19 protein-coding genes and 1 pseudogene are annotated in these 18183 nt (G+C 63.3%); 11 read left to right on the top strand and 9 right to left on the bottom strand.

Features of this window, described 5'->3' with window-relative positions:
• Positions 1 to 74: 74 nt before the first annotated feature.
• The 7 genes and pseudogenes from B4400_RS18420 to B4400_RS18395 all read left to right on the top strand — a co-directional run bounded on the left by B4400_RS18420 (position 75) and on the right by B4400_RS18395 (position 5829).
• A complete protein-coding gene (locus tag B4400_RS18420; protein ID WP_078310402.1) occupies positions 75 to 725 on the top strand; it encodes a TetR/AcrR family transcriptional regulator in 651 nt (216 codons plus the stop codon).
• A gap of 6 nt (positions 726 to 731) precedes the next feature.
• Entirely contained in the window at positions 732 to 1481 is a 750-nt protein-coding gene (cobF, locus tag B4400_RS18415; protein WP_078310399.1) for a precorrin-6A synthase (deacetylating), read from the top strand.
• 15 nt (positions 1482 to 1496) lie between these two features.
• Positions 1497 to 1739: pseudogene (locus B4400_RS24955) on the top strand (DNA-formamidopyrimidine glycosylase family protein); the annotation flags it as partial.
• A gap of 135 nt (positions 1740 to 1874) precedes the next feature.
• The gene (locus B4400_RS24950; protein ID WP_502688415.1) at positions 1875 to 2360 is read left to right on the top strand and encodes a zinc finger domain-containing protein; all 486 of its coding nucleotides are present in this window, start codon (positions 1875 to 1877) and stop codon (positions 2358 to 2360) included.
• Between the two features lie 9 nt (positions 2361 to 2369).
• Entirely contained in the window at positions 2370 to 3119 is a 750-nt protein-coding gene (locus B4400_RS18405; RefSeq protein ID WP_078310393.1) for an SDR family oxidoreductase, read from the top strand.
• 54 nt (positions 3120 to 3173) lie between these two features.
• Positions 3174 to 4082: a polyphosphate kinase 2 gene (gene ppk2, locus B4400_RS18400; protein WP_078310391.1), complete on the top strand. Its 909-nt coding sequence runs from the start codon at positions 3174 to 3176 to the stop codon at positions 4080 to 4082.
• 199 nt (positions 4083 to 4281) lie between these two features.
• Positions 4282 to 5829, top strand: coding sequence for a histidine phosphatase family protein (locus B4400_RS18395; RefSeq protein WP_286151571.1), 1548 nt, complete (start codon positions 4282 to 4284; stop codon positions 5827 to 5829).
• A 23-nt stretch (positions 5830 to 5852) separates the two neighbouring features.
• Here B4400_RS18395 and B4400_RS18390 read toward each other — a convergent pair whose 3' ends face one another.
• Positions 5853 to 6905 carry an NAD(P)H-dependent amine dehydrogenase family protein gene (locus tag B4400_RS18390; RefSeq protein WP_078310385.1) on the bottom strand — a complete coding sequence of 351 codons (1053 nt, stop codon included), beginning with the start codon at positions 6903 to 6905 and terminating at the stop codon, positions 5853 to 5855.
• A gap of 86 nt (positions 6906 to 6991) precedes the next feature.
• On the opposite strand from B4400_RS18390, the gene B4400_RS18385 reads away from it, so the two are divergent.
• Both B4400_RS18385 and B4400_RS18380 read left to right on the top strand, forming a co-directional pair.
• Positions 6992 to 7840 carry a TIGR03621 family F420-dependent LLM class oxidoreductase gene (locus B4400_RS18385; RefSeq protein ID WP_286151220.1) on the top strand — a complete coding sequence of 283 codons (849 nt, stop codon included), beginning with the start codon at positions 6992 to 6994 and terminating at the stop codon, positions 7838 to 7840.
• 49 nt (positions 7841 to 7889) lie between these two features.
• Positions 7890 to 8324 carry a pyridoxamine 5'-phosphate oxidase family protein gene (locus tag B4400_RS18380; protein WP_078310604.1) on the top strand — a complete coding sequence of 145 codons (435 nt, stop codon included), beginning with the start codon at positions 7890 to 7892 and terminating at the stop codon, positions 8322 to 8324.
• Here B4400_RS18380 and ctaD read toward each other — a convergent pair.
• The 3 genes from ctaD to B4400_RS18365 form a co-directional block, all read right to left on the bottom strand.
• Complete coding sequence (gene ctaD / locus B4400_RS18375) at positions 8321 to 10000, bottom strand: aa3-type cytochrome oxidase subunit I (RefSeq protein ID WP_078310381.1); 1680 nt, start codon at positions 9998 to 10000, stop codon at positions 8321 to 8323. The genes B4400_RS18380 and ctaD overlap by 4 nt on opposite strands.
• 72 nt (positions 10001 to 10072) lie before the next feature.
• Complete coding sequence (locus tag B4400_RS18370; protein ID WP_078310376.1) at positions 10073 to 10945, bottom strand: NAD(P)-dependent oxidoreductase; 873 nt, start codon at positions 10943 to 10945, stop codon at positions 10073 to 10075.
• The gene (locus B4400_RS18365) at positions 10942 to 11436 is read right to left on the bottom strand and encodes a VOC family protein (protein ID WP_078310603.1); all 495 of its coding nucleotides are present in this window, start codon (positions 11434 to 11436) and stop codon (positions 10942 to 10944) included. The genes B4400_RS18370 and B4400_RS18365 overlap by 4 nt, the downstream gene beginning before the upstream one ends.
• A gap of 71 nt (positions 11437 to 11507) precedes the next feature.
• Between B4400_RS18365 and B4400_RS18360 the strand changes: the two genes are divergently transcribed.
• On the top strand, positions 11508 to 12089 hold the full coding sequence (locus B4400_RS18360; RefSeq protein WP_078310371.1) for a CGNR zinc finger domain-containing protein: 582 nt from the start codon (positions 11508 to 11510) through the stop codon (positions 12087 to 12089).
• A 51-nt stretch (positions 12090 to 12140) separates the two neighbouring features.
• Here the strand turns inward: B4400_RS18360 and B4400_RS18355 are convergent, their stop codons facing one another.
• Genes B4400_RS18355 through B4400_RS18345 form a run of 3 tightly spaced genes read right to left on the bottom strand, consistent with a single transcriptional unit; the run spans position 12141 to position 14975 of the window.
• A complete protein-coding gene (locus B4400_RS18355) occupies positions 12141 to 13277 on the bottom strand; it encodes a GTP-binding protein (protein ID WP_078310367.1) in 1137 nt (378 codons plus the stop codon).
• Between the two features lie 22 nt (positions 13278 to 13299).
• Complete coding sequence (locus B4400_RS18350; RefSeq protein WP_078310364.1) at positions 13300 to 14187, bottom strand: dihydrodipicolinate synthase family protein; 888 nt, start codon at positions 14185 to 14187, stop codon at positions 13300 to 13302.
• Positions 14184 to 14975, bottom strand: coding sequence for an aldolase (locus B4400_RS18345; RefSeq protein ID WP_078310359.1), 792 nt, complete (start codon positions 14973 to 14975; stop codon positions 14184 to 14186). The genes B4400_RS18350 and B4400_RS18345 overlap by 4 nt, the downstream gene beginning before the upstream one ends.
• Positions 14976 to 15104: 129 nt before the next feature.
• Here B4400_RS18345 and B4400_RS18340 point away from each other — a divergent pair, with 129 nt between their 5' ends.
• Complete coding sequence (locus tag B4400_RS18340; RefSeq protein WP_078296990.1) at positions 15105 to 15614, top strand: helix-turn-helix domain-containing protein; 510 nt, start codon at positions 15105 to 15107, stop codon at positions 15612 to 15614.
• Here the strand turns inward: B4400_RS18340 and pgi are convergent.
• Complete coding sequence (pgi, locus tag B4400_RS18335) at positions 15611 to 17248, bottom strand: glucose-6-phosphate isomerase (RefSeq protein ID WP_078310356.1); 1638 nt, start codon at positions 17246 to 17248, stop codon at positions 15611 to 15613. The two genes, B4400_RS18340 and pgi, sit on opposite strands and share 4 nt — an antisense overlap.
• 42 nt (positions 17249 to 17290) lie before the next feature.
• Positions 17291 to 18166, bottom strand: a complete 876-nt coding sequence (locus tag B4400_RS18330) for a hypothetical protein (RefSeq protein WP_353615247.1) — start codon at positions 18164 to 18166, stop codon at positions 17291 to 17293.
• Between the last annotated feature and the right edge of the window lie 17 nt (positions 18167 to 18183).

The raw sequence follows: 18183 nt of genomic DNA, 5'->3' as shown, positions 1-18183 counted from the left end.
AACGTTGCAGGTTGAGGCGTCAAGTGAGACGCGAAGTGCCACGTAATTTGTGTGGCGAACGAAAGTAGGCACCGATGAAAGTGAGCCGGTCGAGCCATCGTGGCCGCACCCGCGATCACGGCGAGATTCGCCGTCGAATCCTCGATGCCGCCGAGGAATGCTTGCTGGAACATGGCTACGAGGCGCGCCTGCATGCGCTGATCGCCAAGAAGGCCGGCCTGTCGCGGCCCACCGTCTACAAGCACGTGGGTGACCAGGCCGCGATCATCGAGGCGCTGTTCCATCGCGAATTTCTGCGTTTCGGAGAGATTCTGGAACCGGTCTTCGCGACGGCCAAGACGCCGCGCACCGGATTCATCGATGCCATCGTGCGCATCGTCCAGCACGGTCGCCACCATCCGTTGCTGCAGAAGGGCCTCAAGGAGAACCCCGAGCAGGTGCTGCCGTACCTGACGGTCAAGGCCCGTCCGTTCATCGACCAGACGACCGTGTTGCTGGCCCCGTACTTCCGCAAGTTGCTCACCGAGGAGCAGCTGGCCAGCATCAACGTCCGGGCCGCCGCCGAGTGGAGCTTCCGGATCGCCGCCTCGTTGTTGGTGACTCCCGGTGTTGTCGAGACTCAGAGCGACGAGCAGTTGGGCGATTTCATTGGCAACCTGCTCACCGTATCGGCGATCACCGAGGAGATCTCGGCGGTGTTGACTCCCAATTCGGCTGCTTCTTAAGTCGCTATGCGACGGATTCGCGTCATCGGGATTGGCGCCGGTCATCCCGAATACCTGACCGTGCAGGCCATCGCGGCGCTTAACGAGGTCGACGTCTTCTTCGTCGCCGACAAAGGTGACACCAAGGGCGATCTGGTCGAACTGCGCCGCCATATCTGCGAGCGCTACATCACCGACCCGGACTATCGCTTCGTTGAATTGTCCGACCCGGTCCGCGGCAAGGGTGAGTATCGGGGCGCGGTGTCGCAGTGGCATGCCGAACGGGCTGCCTTGTGGGGCAAAGCAATTGCTTCCGAGCTGCCCGAGAACGGAGTTGGCGCCTTTCTTGCCTGGGGGGATCCTTCCCTCTACGACAGCACGCTGCGGATTCTGGATGCGATCCTGGTCCACGATCCCCACGCATTCGAGTACGACGTGCTGCCGGGTATTACGGCGATTTCCGCGCTCACCGCGCGGCACCGGATTGTGCTGAACGGTATCGGGGAACCGGTGCTCATCACGACCGGGCGCCGGTTGCTGGATGAGTGGCCCCGCACAGGAACCGTGGTGGTGATGCTCGACGGTGATTGCGCGTTCCGGCAGCTGGAGCCGTCGACACAGATCTGGTGGGGTGCTTACCTGGGCACCGAACACGAGCTGTTGGTGTCGGGGGCGGTCGGCGAGGTAGGTGCCCGAATCGCCGAGGTTCGTGCCTCGGCCCGGGCCGAACATGGATGGATCATGGACACTTACCTCCTGCGGAGTGTCGGCGAGTAGAGGCAGACTGAGCACATGCCCGAACTACCGGAAGTCGAGGCACTCGCCGATTACTTGCGTCGTCACGCGGCCGGGACCACCATCGCCCGCATCGACGTCTCGGCGTTCTCGGTGCTCAAGACCTTTGATCCGCCGATCACCGCCCTGTACGGCCGGACGGTCACGGGTGCGACGCGCTGGGGTAAGTACCTTGGCCTGCAGGCTGGGGACCTGTATCTGATTGCCCACCTGTCGCGCGCCGGGTGGCTGCGCTGGTCGGACAAGCTGGCGGCAGCGCCACTCAAGCCAGGCAAGGGGCCCATCGCACTGCGGGTGCATCTTGGAACACCTGGCGATGCACCGGGATTCGATCTCACCGAGGCCGGCACCCAAAAGCGTTTGGCCGTGTGGGTCGTGGCCGACCCGGCCTCTGTGCCGCAGATCGCCTCCTTGGGGCCCGATGCGCTCTCTCTGACCGCCGCCGGATTGGCCGATATCTTGTCCGGCACCACCGCACGTCTGAAGAACGTGATCACCGACCAGCGAGTGATCGCCGGGATTGGCAACGCATACAGCGACGAGATCCTGCATGTGGCCAAGCTGTCTCCCTTCGCCAGCGGAAAGGCACTCACCGACGGCCAGCTGGCGGCGTTGTACGAGGCGATGCAGTCGGTCCTCACCGACGCGGTGGAGCGCAGCGTGGGGCAGCAAGCGGCGACTCTCAAGGGGGAGAAGCGATCCGGATTGCGGGTGCACGCGCGAACCGGTATGCCCTGCCCGGTGTGCGGCGACGTGGTGCGGGAGGTGTCGTTCGCCGACAAGTCGTTCCAGTACTGCCCGACATGCCAGACCGGCGGCAAGGTGCTGGCCGACCGTCGGCTCTCGCGGCTCCTCAAATAAAGTGACAACGTGACGCGACAGAAGATCCTTATCACCGGGGCGAGCTCCGGCCTGGGCGCCGAGATGGCCCGTCAGTTCGCCGCGAAGGGACGTGACCTGGCGCTGTGCGCCCGGCGCACCGAGGCGCTGGAAGAACTCAAGGCTGAGCTGTTGGCCGCCAACCCGGGTATCTCGGTCGCCGTGCGGTCCCTGGACGTCACCGACCATGACTCGGTGCCGGTGGTCTTCGGTGAGCTGCGCGAGGAGCTCGGCGGCCTGGACCGCGTAGTCGTGAACGCCGGTATCGCCAAGGGCTGGCATCTGGGCGGCGGCAAGTCGTGGGCCAACATCCAAACCATCGAAACCAATCTCATTGGTGCGCTGGTGCAGATCGAAGCGGCGCTGGCGCTGTTCAAAGAGCAGGGCCACGGGCACCTGGTGCTCATCTCGTCGGTAACCGCGGCCAAGGGGCTGCCCGGCACCAAGGCGGCTTACGCGGCCAGCAAGGCTGGACTGTCCTCGCTGGGCGAGTCGCTGCGTGCCGAATACGCCACCGGCCCTATCAAAGTCAGTACCATCGAGCCCGGCTACATCCAGACCGACTTGAGCGCCAAGTCGCCGACCACCCCGATGATGGTGGACACCAAGACTGGTGTGACGGCGATGGTGGACGCCATCGAGAGGGAGCCCGGACGTGCTGCGGTGCCGCGCTGGCCGTGGGCCCCGGTGACCTTGATCATGCGCTTGATTCCACCGCGGTTGGCGGGACGCCTGGCCTGAACCGGCTAGGGGTTTCCCACGTGGGACTTTGTGCCCACGTGGGATGCTGAATCCATGGCCGACCAAGAAAAACCGAACGCCTCAGTCACAGTGGATTACGCCGCTGAACTCGATGAGCTCGCGAGCCTGCGCGGCGGCATCAGTCGCACCAAAGAGGGCAAGGATGCCTGGAAACAGGGCTATCCCTACGACGAGAAACTCACCCGCAAGGAATACGAGAAGGCCAAGCGCAAATTGCAGATCGAGTTGCTCAAGCTGCAGCTGTGGGTCAAGGAGAACGGCGAGAAGATCTGCATCGTCTTCGAAGGCCGCGACGCCGCCGGTAAGGGCGGGTCGATCAAGAGGTTCACCGAGCACCTCAATCCCCGCGGTGCCCGCGTGGTGGCGCTCGAGAAGCCGACACCGGTGGAACAGAGTCAGTGGTATTTCCAGCGATACACCGCGCACCTGCCCAGCGGCGGGGAGATCGTGCTGATGGATCGCTCCTGGTACAACCGGGCAGGTGTCGAGCGCGTGATGGGCTACTGCACTCCTGCGCAGTGCGCTGAATTCCTGCGCGAGGCGCCGGAATACGAACGCATGCTGGTGAATTCGGGTACACACCTGATCAAGTTGTGGTTCTCGGTGAGCCGCAAGGAACAGTTGGCGCGCTTCGCGGCCCGGCGTACCGATCCCGTTCGGCACTGGAAGCTCTCGCCGACCGACCTCGCCTCCCTTGACAAGTGGGACGCGTACACCGAGGCCAAGGAGGCCATGTTCTTCTACACCGATACCGACAGTGCGCCCTGGACGGTAGTTAAGAGCAACGACAAGAAACGTGCCCGCCTGGAGGCGATGCGATACGTGCTCTCGCAATTCGACTATGACAACAAAGACGTGGAGATCGTGGGTGCCCCGGATCCGCTGATCGTCGGACCCGCCTCGGCGATCTTCGAAGAGGGAGAGAAGGCCGGTTCGCGTTAGCCGGGTGAAGCATTGAAGCACTGAATGTTCAGCCCTGCAAGGGTTTTCGCTTAATATCTCGTTCTAGATTTGGTCACATCCATATGGTCCGCTCAGCGGGATGAAACATTGCCTAACTCGGATCAGGCATCGCTAATGTGAGCGCACTCACATGACCTATGGATGGGGATTCTCAATGCGTCAATCGAAAACGCGGGCAATGTCGCGTGTCCTGACGACGGTGATCGCTGCCGTCGTCTTCTCGATAGTTACCGCGGTTGTTGCCTGGGCGGCCGATCCGATGACCATTACCTTTGTGCGACACGGTGAATCCGAGGGCAACGCATCGGGGAAGATTGACACCTCGGTCCCCGGGCCGCATCTGACGCCGACGGGGCAGCAGCAGGCGAAGGATGTCGCCGACACGCTCGGTGGAGGCTTCGATGGCATCTATGCGTCGGACATGATCCGAACCCAGGAGACCGCTAAGCCCATGGAGGACAAGCTGGGTGAAAAGGCCACGGTGCTGGGCGGCCTGCGTGAGATCGGCGCAGGCATCTTCGAGGGGCAATCGGAGAAGGACGGCATCGGCCGCATCGGATACATCGCCGCGCCCTTGTTGTGGACATTGGGCGCTCGTTTCGTGCCGGTGCCCGGCGGCGAGGATGGCAACGCATTTGACGCACGTGTCGATGACTCGGTGAAGACGATCTACGAGAACGGCGACCGCAATGCGGTGGTGTACTCCCACGGGGCCACCATCATGTTCTGGGTCATGATGAACGTCGACAATCCGGATCCCACCCTGCTGCTCTCCGATCCGCTGAGCAACACCTCGGTGGTGAAGGTGGCGGGCACACCCGAGGGTGGCTGGACACTCAAAGAGTGGAATGGCAAGCCCGTCAACCAGACTCCTTCGTTGCCGACCAAGCTGTTCGTAGACTTCCGCAACTTCTTCGTGCAGCCGCAGACAACGGCATATCGCATCCAGCAGGCGATCGCGACCGGCGATATCTCCAAGGTGGCCGATGAGGTCGCCAAGGGAGTGGTGGATGTCATCAAGTCCACGGTGCACTTCCCGGTGGCGGTAGCGCGTGACGTCCTCAACGAGGTACGCGGTGCATTACCGAAGGCGCTGGATCAATCCGTCAAGCCGGATGCCGCCGTGGCGGACAACCAGTCGACTGCCGCGCGTGAATCCAAGGTCAATACCGTGCCCCGTGACTCCAAGCTCGCCGACGTGAAGGTGATCGAGGCGAAGAAGACCGCCACGGTGGTCGAGGCCGCGACGGAGAAGCCGGCCGGATCCGCCAAGCCGGTCACCAAGGCCGATGAATCGGGCGCACCGGAGGTAGAATCGCCGGAAGTCACGACGCCAGAAGCGAATGCATCGGAGACGAAGGAGCCTGCCGTCAAGGCTCCGGAGGTCACAACACCGGCCAAGATCATGACGCTGCCGAGTAAGCCGGTGAAGGCAAACGGCGCAACAGATCTGACCGGCGGCAACAAGTCCGAGCCGGGTAAGTCCCCCAACGGTGTGCAGAGGGTGAAGGACCACCTCGCGGCCACGCTTCAGAAGGCCTCTGATGCGGTCCAGAAGATCACCGGTACGCCGTCCAAGTCCGAACCTGCCGCGAGCACCGGCAACAAGAGCGAACCGGCAAGCGCGGAGTCGAAGGCCGCCACACCTGCCACCTCCAGCACACCGAAGAGCGGCGGGGTCGGGGGATCGGGAACCACCGGCTCATCTCATAAGGACGCCGCCTAACGAGCGCATCCCGGCTCCGTCGGTCACCGATGGAGCCGGGGATGTGCTCTGCCCGCGATGAGCGGAAGGTCAAGGTACGACTTGAGCCCCGGCTGAGCCTCACACACGTAGGGCACGGAGTTGACACAGTGCGCCGCCGTCGCGACCACGCCCTCGTTGGCGAGGAGCCCGGCCTCGACGCTGTGGGGATGAAAGCCGGTGATCGTGCACGATGACGAGGGAGTGCCGCGCACCTCGACCTCGTAGCGCGGACCACTGGGGCCGAAGGCCCAGGCGGGTTCCAAGTGCTCTTCGCCCATCAGCCAGTTTACGGCGATTCGCGCGACGGTGTCGTCCCCGATGAATGCCTCCCACGAGAATTGCTGACCGGCAACGCATCCGGGTCGGATGACGCCTATCGGAGAATCGATGTTCGCGGTGGCGACGGCGACCTTGAGATTGGGCCGGATCTCCACCTCTGCGAAGCCCATACCGTCGAGGATCATTCGTAGGGACTGTTTGAACCCGCCGCCCAACAGTTTGGGCATCGGTCCGCTGATTGCCTCTTCGGGTGTGCCGCCAAACTTCATGATGTGTCGGATGACATCCGGCGCGCCATAGGTGCGGATGTCCGAATACTCCTCGGCGCGCACATAGGTGACAGCGGAGGTCATGGACGAGAAGATCAATGGATACAGATCAGTGATACCGCCGGGATCAATTCCTGTGCCGTGCAGTGTCACTCCGGCCTGGCGGGCAGTGGCATCCAGATCACGGCCGGAACTGTCGGGATAGAACCAACCGACGGGGGTGACCACATTCTTGCCTGAGGCGAGCAATGCCGCGACCTCCGACGGGTTAGGGAGCAGCGGGCTATAGATCACACAATCGGCGTCCAGAGCGAGGATGTCGTCCAGACTGTTGGTCGTGGTGATGCCCAAGGCTGCCTGGCCGATGAGCTCGCCGACATCGACGCCGGTCTTCTGTGGTGAGTGCACCCAGCACCCCACCAGCTGTAGTTCCGGGTGTGCGATCACCGCAGCGATCGCGGCCCTGCCCACTTCACCGGTCGCCCACTGGACCACTCGATAGACCATGTCATTGCCTCCTCGCAACCGGTAACCTCAGACCTGCATAACACCAAACAAGTGCTTGGTCCAGATCTTGAGAGGTGGGAATCTCGGTGATTAGACACGGATTTCGGTTTGGGACGAATCTGATCTCTCATGGGGACATTGGTCAGATTCGCGACCAGGTGCGGCAGGCCGAGGATTGTGGTGTTGACGTCATTGTGGTTCCCGACCACCTCGGTGTCGGTGCACCCTTCCCGGTAATGCTTGCCGCCGCCAGCGTTTCGACGACGGTCCGGGTCGGAAGTTTCGTACTGACCACAGGTTTCTACTCTTCACGTCTACTTGCGCGCGATATCGCGACGGCTGACCGGCTCACCGACGGTCGTGTCGAGATCGGATTGGGGGCCGGATATGTCCAGCAGGAATACGAGGCAGCGGGAGTGCCGTTCCTGAGTCCGGCCGCACGTGTGCAGCAGCTCGCCGATGCCGTCGGTGCGCTGCGCGGGCTGCTTTCCAGCCCGCATCATTGGCCACGGCCGGTTCAGTCTCCCGTACCGATCATGATCGCGGGCAAGGGCGACAAGATTCTGAAACTCGCGGCACAGCAAGCCGATATCATCGCCATCTCCGATGCGAAGACGCGCGCCGACCTCGCCGAACGCGCAGCATATGTCCTTGCTGCGGCCGGTCATCGTGCCGACTCGCCGGAGCTGAATCTGGGGATCTTCGATGTCGCGATCGACCGCTCACCGGACTTGGGGCTCATGCGCGTATACCGGCCACATGATTCCGATGATGAGTTACTCGCGTCGCCCACGCTGTTACACGGGTCCAAGGGGGAGCTCATCGAGCAGATCCTCGCACTTCGCGAAGAACTCGGCATCTCCTATCTGACGTATATGGGAGTAGATCCACGTGGGCTCAAAGATTTTCATTCGCTGATCGCGGCCCTCACATAGGGACCTTCGCATCTAGTGCCGGATGCGGCGATCGGCGATCATCGGCGTCATGACGCCCGATTCGCGACCCGTGACCCTGCTCGAGAAGTACGAAAGCTGGACCCTGCTGTCGAGCGCCAAGCTGGGCAGATTGGTGGTAGTGATCGATGGCAGACCCGAGATCTTCCCGATCAACTTCGTGACCCAGCGCGGCACCGTGCTGTTCCGGACGGCCGAGGGCACCAAACTTTTCGGTGCGGTCGTGAGCGACGAGGTGCTGTTCGAGGCGGACGATCACAACGATATCGGTGGCTGGAGCGTCGTCGTGCGCGGTGCGGCACAGGTGCTGAACTCGTCGGCCGATATCGACGAGGCCGACCGGGGCGGACTGTACCCGTGGATACCCACCGTGAAGCTGCATTACGTACGGATCATCCCGGCACAGATCACCGGCCGCCGTTTCGTGTTCGGGTGTGAGCCGGACGGCGGCCACGTTCCGGGCTAATGCCCGACGTGCGCCTCGGTGCGCATGCGCTCGACCATGTGCGGGTAGTGCAGCTCGAATGCCGGGCGTTCCGAACGGATTCGGGGCAGCTCGGAGAAGTTGTGCCGCGGCGGCGGGCAGCTGGTGGCCCACTCCAGGGAGTTGCCGTAGCCCCACGGATCATCGACCGTGACGACCTCGCCGTAGCGGTAGCTCTTGAACACGTTCCACACGAATGGCAGCATCGATGAACCGAGAACGAAGGCGCCGACCGTTGACACGATGTTCAAGCCCGTGAAGCCATCGGTGGGCAGGTAGTCGGCGTACCGGCGCGGCATGCCCTCATTGCCCAACCAGTGCTGCACCAGGAACGTGGCGTGAAAGCCGATGAAGGTAAGCCAGAAGTGGAACTTGCCCAGACGCTCGTCGAGCAGACGGCCCGTCATCTTCGGGAACCAGAAGTACACGCCCGCGAAGCTCGCGAACACGATGGTGCCGAACAAGGTGTAGTGGAAGTGCGCCACCACGAAGTATGAGTCGGTGACGTGGAAATCTATGGGGGGAGCTGCGAGAAGGACACCGGTCAGGCCACCGAAGAGGAAAGTGACCAGGAATCCGATCGAGAACAGCATCGGGGTCTCGAAAGTCAACTGCCCCTTCCACATCGTGCCGATCCAGTTGAAGAACTTGATACCGGTCGGAACCGCGATCAGGAAGGTCATGAAGGAGAAGAACGGCAGCAGTACGGCGCCGGTGGCGTACATGTGGTGCGCCCATACCGCAATCGACAGCGCGCCGATCCCCAGGGTCGCAAAGACCAGCGTGGTGTATCCGAAGATCGGCTTGCGGCTGAACACCGGAAAGATCTCCGAGACCACGCCAAAGAAGGGTAAGGCCAGCACATACACCTCGGGGTGCCCAAAGAACCAGAACAGGTGCTGCCACAGCAGAACACCGCCATTGGCGGGATCGAAGATGTGTGCACCCAGGTGCCGGTCGGCCGCCAGCCCAATGGCCGCCGCGGCCAAGAGCGGGAACACGAGCAGCACCAGCACGCTGACCACCAGGATGTTCCAAGTGAAGATCGGCATCCGGAACATCACCATGCCAGGCGCGCGCATGCACACGACGGTGGTGATCATGTTGACCGCACCCAGGATCGTGCCGAGGCCTCCCACCGCGATACCCAGGATCCACAGATCGGCCCCGGCTCCGGGGGAGTGAATGGCATCGGAGAGTGGGGTGTAGGCGGTCCAGCCGAAGTCCGCGGCGCCACCCGGAGTGATGAAGCCGGCCATCGCGATGAGGGCACCAAACAGGAAGAGCCAGAACGAGAGTGCGTTCAGACGCGGGAAGGCGACGTCGGGCGCGCCGATCTGAAGCGGCAGCACCACGTTGGCGAAGCCGAACACGATGGGCGTCGCATAGAACAGCAGCATGGCGGTGCCGTGCATGGTGAACAACTGGTTGTACTGCTCGTTGGACAGGAACGCCAGCCCCGGCATGGTGAGTTCGGCGCGGATCAGCAGCGCCATCAGGCCGCCCACCATGAAGAAGGCGAAACATGTGACGAGGTACATGATTCCGATCAGCTTGTGATCGGTTGTGGAAACAAGTCGGTAGATAAGAGAGCCTTTAGGCCCTAGCCGCGGGGGAAAGGGGCGGCTTGCCGCCAGTTCGAGAGATGATGTAGCCACAGGAAACCTCCATACGGGACAGTGCGATTCGCCTGTGTACGTGAGGCATTTCCTGCGGACATCATGCCATAGTCACCCCGCGTCGCGCGCCCGCTGTAGATCGGCGATCGAGGACCAGTCGAGGTCGGCCTGCCCGTTGGCCAGCGCCTCGTCGAGAACCGTTCGCAGTACCTCGCCGAACGGCAGTCGCAGGCCGGTGTCCGCCGCAACATCGAGTGCCAGCCCAACATCCTTGCGGCCCAGGGTAGTTGTGAACCCGGCGGGTTGGTAGGTGGAGGTGGCGATGAGCTTGCCGTAGCTGCTGTACGCCGGGCCCTGGAACAGGGTGCTGGTCAGTAAGTCGACCAGCAGTTCGGAGTCCACGCCGGATCGTTCGGCCATACTCACGGCCTCACTCAACGACTGGATGGCCGATGCGATGAGGAAGTTCCCGATGATCTTGACGACGTTGGCCTGTCGCGGCGCATCGCCCAGTCGCCAGGTGCGCGCCCCGATGATGTCGAAGAACGGCTGTGCTCTGTCGATCTGGTGGGTGTCGCCCGCGGCCAGCACCTGCAGTTGCCCTGCCTGCGCCACCGGGACCCTGCCGAACACCGGTGCGGCAACGTATCCCACACCGTGCTCGGCGTGCAGGGCCGTGGCACGGTCGGCCAGCTGGGTACTTACGGTCGCGAGATTGACATGCAAAGCTCCCGATGCGGCCGCGAGAACCTCCGGGGTCAAAAAGGTTTCGTTCACGGCGCGGTCGTCGGCCAGTACGGAGAACACCACGCCGGACTCGAACGCCTGCGTGGCCGACTGAAGCGGGTGAGCGCCGGTGGCGGCGAGTTCTGCCACGGGGTCAGGAGACCGATTCCAGACGGACACCTCGTGGCCCGCTTGAACAAGATTATGCGCCACTGCCTTTCCCATGGCGCCGAGTCCGATGACGGCAATTGTGCTCATTGGTGTGCTCCTGTTTCGGTGGGCCAGTTGGTGAATATCTCGGTGTAGTCATGGCTCATCAGTTCGATGACGGTGCCCCATGGATCCGTGAGATAGGACATGGTCCACGGTCTGCCCGCAACGACCGGTCGCGGTGCCGTGATGATGCGTCCACCACTGGCGGCGGCGACGGACGTCAGTTCCTGCACATCGGGAACCGTGAGGCACAGGTGCCAGGTTCCGCGCCGGGTGTAGTCGACAGGCCGGTCCGGCGCCGGGTCGGTCACGGGACTGATGAATTCGAAGAGTTCGACACCCACGCCGTTGTCCGTCTGCAGACCGGCCATTCGGGCCCGGCCGAATCGGGCGTCCAGTCCCGGCGGCAGCTCTCCGGCCGGTCCGGGTTCGAGTGTGCGCGGACCCATGATGCATTCAAATCCGAATACCTCGCGATACCAATCTATTGCCGCTGCGATATCGGGAACGGTAATCCCGACGTGATTGACGGACATCTTTCCTCCCATGAACCGGTTCAGACGGTTCCACCGTAGATCACCGTTGACGATCTGTCGAACCGGTTAAGATGGTTCGCATGACTCAGGGTGCGTCGCGGGATGTGGGGGCGATCTTCCGGCTGGACAACGCGGTGCTGGCGTTCCGTTTCACTGCGACGGTGTTCGATCGCGCGGGGGCGGCCACCGAGCGGCTCACCGATCCGGGGCGGCTGGGGTTGTGGCTGCGGGCCAATGGGCTGGACTTCTCGGATGCGACGGTGACCGAAGCCAACCTGGCCAATGCCAAGGAGCTGCGCGAGAGCATTCACCGTGCGGGTGCCGCGATCGCGGATGGCGGCACGATCGCGTCGGCAACGGTACGGGTGTTGAACAAGTTCTCCCGAAATGGACATGCCCACAGATTGTTCGGGAATGGCGAGGCAATCTGGCAAGGCGCGAGCATCGCGGATGCACTGTCGGTCATCGCTGCCGATGCGATCGAGACACTGGGCGGGCCCGATCGCGATCGTGTGAAGGCGTGCTCGGATGAGCAGTGCCATGGACTCTACGTCGATACCAGTCGCGCCAATAACAGGCGCTGGTGCAACATGAACACCTGCGGGAACAGGGCCAAAAAGGCGGCGATGAGCCGCTTGCGCGAAGAGCGTTAAACCCGATGAGCCGCTTGCGCGAAGAGCGTTAAACCCGATGACAGGCGGGCGTTAGTGGGCGTGCATGACACCCCACGCCGGTAGGGGATCGAGGTAGTCACGCCAGGCCTGCGGTCCGGCCGCTAGCTCCTCGTCGGTGAGCACTGCGGACTCCAGAAGATGCTGCACGCGCGGGCGGTCCAGCCGTACCCCGATGAAGACAATCTCCTGGCCCGGCGCGACCTCGGTGCCGTGCCAGAACTGGGCGGGTTCGATCGTCAGGTTCGGCCCCGCCTGCGACCAGATCGCGGCGATATCGGGACGGCTGGCGATCCAGCAGAATCCCTTGCTGCGCAATAGTCCTTGCAGTGATTCCAGCGCGGTGTTGAGGCGCTGCGGGTGAAACGGGCGGTCCGAGCGGAAGGTCATGCTGCTGATGCCGTATTCCTCGGTTTCGGGTGTGTGCCCGTCGGCGATCTCCTCGTCCCAGCCAGGTGTTTGGGCGGCCAGGTCCGGGTCGAACAATCCCGTCTGCAGCACGAGATCGAGGTCGACGGCGCCACCGGTGGATCGCACGATCGTCGCCGTTGGATTGAGGCGGCGCAGCAGCGTCTCCACCATTCCGAGGGTCCGTTCGTTCACCAGATCCACCTTGTTGAGGATCAGGACGTCCGCGAACTCCACCTGATCGGTGAGCAGATCGGCGATGGACCGGCCGTCGCCGTCGGCCGCAGCCATATCGCGGTCGGCCAGCGCCTCACCGCGCGCCAGTTCGGGCAAGAAGGTGGACGCGTCGACGACCGTCACCATGGTATCGAGCTGGGCTACTTGCCCCAGGCTGGTTCCGTCCTCGAACTCCCAGGTAAACGAGGCAGCAACTGGCATGGGCTCGGAGATACCCGTTGACTCGATGACGAGCTGGTCAAATCGGTTCTGCCGGGCCAGGTCTCCGACGGCTTCGATCAGATCCTCGCGCAAGGTGCAGCAGATACAGCCGTTGGTGAGCTCGACGAGCCGTTCCTCGGTGCGGTCCAGGTGTCCTGTGCCCGCAACGAGGGCGGCGTCGATGTTCACCTCGCTCATATCGTTGACGATCACCGCGACGCGGCGGCCCTCGGTATTGGCCAGGATGTGGTTGAGGAGGGTGGTTTTTCCCGCTCCGAGGAATCCGGAGAGCACGGTTACGGGTAAGAGCTGGGCTGTGGTCACATGATAATGATAACCATTATCATTAATAAGTCGACGCCAGGATGCCCTTCAATGTCTCGCGGCCCTGAGAATCCAGCGGGAGCAACGGGCGCCTCGGGTCGCCGACGGCACGCCCCTGTAATTCCAGTCCGGCCTTGACGGTGGTCGGTAACCCGCCCGCGACGATGAACTGCAGGAGCGGCTTGAGTCCCTTGTAGATCGACGCGGCGTCGTCGTGGCGTCCGGCGCGCACGGCCTCGTAGAGATCCAGGCACGGCTGTGGCGCCAAACATGGTGCGGCGGTGCACCATCCGGATGCGCCGGCGTTGAGTGCGTCGAGCACCAGGGGATTGCTGCCGTTGTAGAAGGGCAGCTGTCCGTCGCTGAGGCGTTGGATGCCGAGCATCCGGTTGAGGTCGCCTGTCGATTCCTTGACCATGGTGAAGTTGTCGATATCGCGGAACATCGACACCAGGAGTTCGGGTTTCATGTCTACGCCGCTGGTGGCGGGGTTGTTGTAGGCCATCACGGGAATGTCGATGGCCGCGGCCACGGAAGCGAAGTGCTGCGCGATCTCGCGGTCGCTGAGCTTCCAGTACGACACCGGCAGTACCATCACCGCGTCGGCTCCGGCCTGCTGGGCGTGACGTGCCCGTCGAATGGTGTTGGCGGTGGTGAGATCCGAGGCCCCGACGATGACGGGCACCCTCTTGTTCACGGCGGCAACGGTGGTGTCGACGACGGCGTCGAATTCGCGTTCCTCAAGATAGGCGGACTCGCCCGTGCTGCCCAGCGGCGCGATGGCGTGAACGCCATCCGCGACGAGCCGGGACACCAGTTCGGCGAGCCGATCGGTGTCCACGGTGTCGTCGGGAAGGAAGGGGGTCACGGGGTAGGCGATGATTCCACGGAACTGGGGTGTGGAGGTCATGTGGTTTTCCTCAGGGTCTCAGGGTGATTGGCGAGCGCGGTGCGCGCGTAGTACGCGAAGTTGGCGATGCTGCGCCTGGGGGTGAGCGTCCAGTCGTGAGCCTCGCGGGCCAGCCGGTCGGGCAGGGGGGCGATGGTTCCCGCCGCCATGGCGGCCAACTGCAGCTTGGCGCCGCGCTCGATCAATACCGCCAGCGAGCAGGATTCCTCGACGGAGGCGCCGGCGACGACATGGCCGTGGTGGGCGAGCAGTATCGCCTTCTTGTCTCCCAGTGCGGCCGAGATGATCTCGCCCTCTTCGTTTCCGACAGGCACCCCTGGCCAGTCGGGCAGAAAAGCGCAGTCGTCATACAGGGGGGCGATATCCATCTGCGACACCACGAGCGGCGTCTCCAGCATGGACAGCGCCGCGACATGGAACGGGTGAGTATGCACGATGCACTGCACGTCGGGGCGGGCCCGGTAGATCCAGCTGTGGAAGCGGTTGGCGGGGTTGGCCATTCCGGATCCCTCGAGAACGTTGAGGTCCTCGTCAACCAGTAGCAGGTTCTCCTCGGTAATTTCGTCGAATCCAAGTCCGAGTCGTTGGGTGTAGAAGGTGCCGGGTTCCTCGGCGCGCGCGGTGATCTGTCCGGCGAGGCCGGAATCATGTCCGCGGTCGAACAGTGCGCGGCAGGTGAGTGCGACCTTCTGTCGTGTGGTCCATTCCGAGTCGGAGAAGTGCGTCTCCATGCTGCGCTCGGCGCGATTCATCAGAGCTGACTTGGTGTCCTGAAGTGTGGTGGCCATTTTCCGTGCTCCTTTCTGATCTCGGGCTGTGCGATCACCACTGTAGGACACTCGGTGTCATATAGTCAACATTGTTGTATGTATGCCGGGATAAGTGGCCGATGGGAACCTTCGTGTCACACTGGCCTCATGACATCGCTGGTGCGCGCGCTGCGCCGGGAACGTGGCCTGACCTTGGAAGAACTGGGCAGCCGCACCGGTCTGACCAAGAGCTATCTATCGAAAGTCGAGCGCGAGCACAGCACGCCGTCGGTGTCCGTGGCGATACGTATCGCGCAGGCCCTCGAAGTCGACGTCAGCCGACTATTCACCAACGACGCCCATGAGTCCCGGGTGGTGGTGGATCGCGGTGCGGATGAATGGGATGACAGTAAGTTTCACGCGCTGAGCACCGAGATGCTCGGCAAGATCATGACGCCGTTCCTGGCTAGCCCGTCCACGGAATTCGCCGAGCATAGGTCCTCCCACGAAGGGCAGGAGTTCGTGTTCGTGCATCGCGGGTCGATCGAGCTGCAGTGTGAGGATGTCAGTTATGTCCTCGACGAAGGGGACAGCGCGTACCTTGACGCCACCCGCACCCACCGGATCCGCCGTACGTCGAAGACGCCGGCGCTGGTGGTCATCATCGCCGCGACCTAACGCGCTCGGCCGCGTGCCTGCCGGTAGTAGCGCACCAGGGTGTCCGTGGAGCTGTCGGTCTGCTGTGCCGGTGATGCGTCGTCGGTGATGACAGGCAGCAGGGCGACGGCCTGCTTCTTGCCCAGTTCCACTCCCCACTGGTCAAAGGAGTCGATACCCCAGACCGTACCCGCGGTGAACACCTCATGTTCGTAGAGCGCGATCAGTTGACCGACCGTCGAGGGTGTCAGCTTGGTGGCGAGAATGGTTGTGCTGGGCCGGTTTCCCGGCATCACCTTGTGGGGGACGACACTTGGTGCGGTGCCCTCGGCGGCGATCTCCTCGGCGGTCTTGCCGAAGGCCAGCACCTGCGTCTGCGCGAAGAAGTTACTCATCAGCAGGTCGTGCATGCTGCCGGTGCCGTCGGCGGTGGGCAGATCATCGGTGGGCTCGCTGAAGCCGATGAAGTCCGCCGGAATCAACCGGGTGCCCTGGTGCAGCAGCTGGTAGAAGGCGTGCTGACCGTTGGTTCCGGGCTCACCCCAGTAGATGTCGCCGGTATCGACGGTCACGGGTGCGCCATCGGCCTTCACCGACTTGCCATTGGACTCCATGGTCAGCTGCTGCAGATACGCCGCGAACCTTGCCAGGTCGTTCGAGTAGGGAAGCACCCCACGTGACTGTGCGCCAAAGAAATTCGAGTACCACAAACCGATGAGGCCCAGGAGCGCCGGCGCGTTCTCTTCCAGGGGCGCGGTGCGGAAGTGCTCGTCGACAGTGTGGAACCCGGCCAGGAATTCGCCGAATGCCTCACGCCCGATCACCGCCATCACCGAGAGGCCGATTGCCGAGTCCACCGAGTAGCGACCGCCGACCCAATCCCAGAAGCCGAACATGTTGTCGGTGTTGATTCCGAACTCCGAGACCAGCTTCGCGTTGGTGGAGACGGCGACGAAGTGCTTGGAGACGGCGTCCTCGCCGAGTGCGTCCACGAGCCAGCGCCGTGCCGCGGTCGCGTTGGTGAGTGTCTCCAGCGTCGAGAACGTTTTCGAGGCGACGATGAAAAGCGTTGTCGCCGGGTCCAGGTCGGCGAGTGTGGCCACCAGGTCCGCGGGGTCCACATTGGAGACAAATCTCGCCGAGATCCCGGCGTCGGCGTAGTGACGCAGTGCCTGGTACACCATCACCGGTCCGAGGTCGGAACCGCCGATCCCGATGTTGACGACGGCGGTGATGCGCTGCCCGGTCGCCCCGGTCCACTCTCCGCTGCGTAGCCGGTCGGTGAAGTCGCCCATGGCATCGAGCACTTGGTGTACATCGGCGACCACGTCCTGTCCGTCGACCACCAGCTGCGTGTCGCGGGGCAGGCGCAGCGCGGTGTGCAACACCGCGCGGTCCTCGGAGGTGTTGATATGCGCCCCGGCGAACATGGCGTCACGGCGCCCCTCGAGATTGGCTGCCTTGGCCAAATCGACCAGCAGCGACAGGGTTTCGCGGGTCAGACGGTGCTTGCTGTAATCGATGTACAGGTCACCGACCGCGACTGTCAGGTCGCTTCCCCGAGTCGGGTCGTCGGCGAAGAATTCTCGAAGATGTGTGGAGGCGATCTGCTTGTGATGAGTTTCCAGTGCCTGCCACGCCGCTGCGAGTGTCATGCGACCGAGCCTAGTAGCGGCGCTCGGAGGCTGCAGGGCTGCCTATTGGTTGGCGCAGGTAACCCATCGGCTGCTGATCCGGGCGAACCCGGCGATACCCGTCTTGGTCTCGGTCTTCCCGCCGGCCGATGCGGTGATTGTCACCCGCGACGAGGCGGTATCGCCATTGACGACCGACTTTTCCACCTTGTCCACGTTGATCTTCAGATCATCGGGTTGACCCTCAAGGTCCTCGTCGGTGATCGTCACGCAGGACAGCGCGTTGAGCACGTCGAGGTTCTTGGCGCCGAGTGCGGTATAAAACGCCTTGAGCACGTCCGTCAGCTCGCGCTCCTCCTCCTTGGTCGCCTCACGCGGCACCGACGAGGTGGTGGGGCCCGGCACCGAGATGCTGGTGGTGGCCGACCCCGTGCTCGGCGTCGTGGTCGAGGTGGAGCGTCCGGCACTGGTGGCCGTGCTGGAAGAGCTGTTGGTCGTCGTGGTGCTGCTGCTCGTCCTGGTCCGTGACCTTGTTGTGGTCGTCGTGGTGCTGCTCGTCGGCGCCTCCGGGTTCACAAGAGGCACGCCGAGCTTTACGGTCGGGCGCGCTTGGGGTGTGTCTTCGATCGTCCGGTTGTTCTCGACCCAGAGCCCGGCGGCCACCGCCGTCACCGCGGCCAGACAGACCGCCAGCACCCCGATGACGATCTTGGTGGCGTGCCTGGCGACGAACCTGCGCGTGGGCGTCGGTTCGGCGGCGACGGCGGCCTCCAGGTCGTAGTCCACCGACTCGTCCTCGGCGTCCTCCGGGTTGCCGTCCTTCGGTGCGGATTTGTCCGCTGCGACTTCGCCCTTGGCGGGGACGTTCTTACCCTCGGCCTTCGAGGTGTCGGCACCCGTGGCGTCGGGCTTGTCCTCGGCCTTGTCTTGGTCGCTCAACGGATCCCTCCCTGTCG

The sequence above is a fragment of the Mycobacterium sp. D16Q13 genome (assembly GCF_002013375.1).
Lineage (GTDB): Bacteria > Actinomycetota > Actinomycetes > Mycobacteriales > Mycobacteriaceae > Mycobacterium.
Note: the sequence above shows the minus strand (reverse complement) of the source record. Positions and strands in the feature narration are given on the sequence as shown.

What these genes read in the sequence shown, in the direction of transcription:
- B4400_RS18365 (WP_078310603.1), bottom strand. Translation starts at nt 11,436, where the DNA reads ATGTCCGTCAATCACGTCGGGATTACCGTTCCCGATATCGCAGCGGCA.
- pgi (WP_078310356.1), bottom strand. Translation starts at nt 17,248, where the DNA reads ATGACACTCGCAGCGGCGTGGCAGGCACTGGAAACTCATCACAAGCAG.
- B4400_RS18390 (WP_078310385.1), bottom strand. Translation starts at nt 6,905, where the DNA reads ATGGTCTATCGAGTGGTCCAGTGGGCGACCGGTGAAGTGGGCAGGGCC.
- B4400_RS18395 (WP_286151571.1), top strand. Translation starts at nt 4,282, where the DNA reads ATGTCGCGTGTCCTGACGACGGTGATCGCTGCCGTCGTCTTCTCGATA.
- B4400_RS18360 (WP_078310371.1), top strand. Translation starts at nt 11,508, where the DNA reads ATGGTTCGCATGACTCAGGGTGCGTCGCGGGATGTGGGGGCGATCTTC.
- B4400_RS18350 (WP_078310364.1), bottom strand. Translation starts at nt 14,187, where the DNA reads ATGACCTCCACACCCCAGTTCCGTGGAATCATCGCCTACCCCGTGACC.
- B4400_RS18420 (WP_078310402.1), top strand. Translation starts at nt 75, where the DNA reads ATGAAAGTGAGCCGGTCGAGCCATCGTGGCCGCACCCGCGATCACGGC.
- B4400_RS18370 (WP_078310376.1), bottom strand. Translation starts at nt 10,945, where the DNA reads ATGAGCACAATTGCCGTCATCGGACTCGGCGCCATGGGAAAGGCAGTG.
- B4400_RS18380 (WP_078310604.1), top strand. Translation starts at nt 7,890, where the DNA reads ATGACGCCCGATTCGCGACCCGTGACCCTGCTCGAGAAGTACGAAAGC.
- B4400_RS18345 (WP_078310359.1), bottom strand. Translation starts at nt 14,975, where the DNA reads ATGGCCACCACACTTCAGGACACCAAGTCAGCTCTGATGAATCGCGCC.
- cobF (WP_078310399.1), top strand. Translation starts at nt 732, where the DNA reads ATGCGACGGATTCGCGTCATCGGGATTGGCGCCGGTCATCCCGAATAC.
- B4400_RS18340 (WP_078296990.1), top strand. Translation starts at nt 15,105, where the DNA reads ATGACATCGCTGGTGCGCGCGCTGCGCCGGGAACGTGGCCTGACCTTG.
- ppk2 (WP_078310391.1), top strand. Translation starts at nt 3,174, where the DNA reads ATGGCCGACCAAGAAAAACCGAACGCCTCAGTCACAGTGGATTACGCC.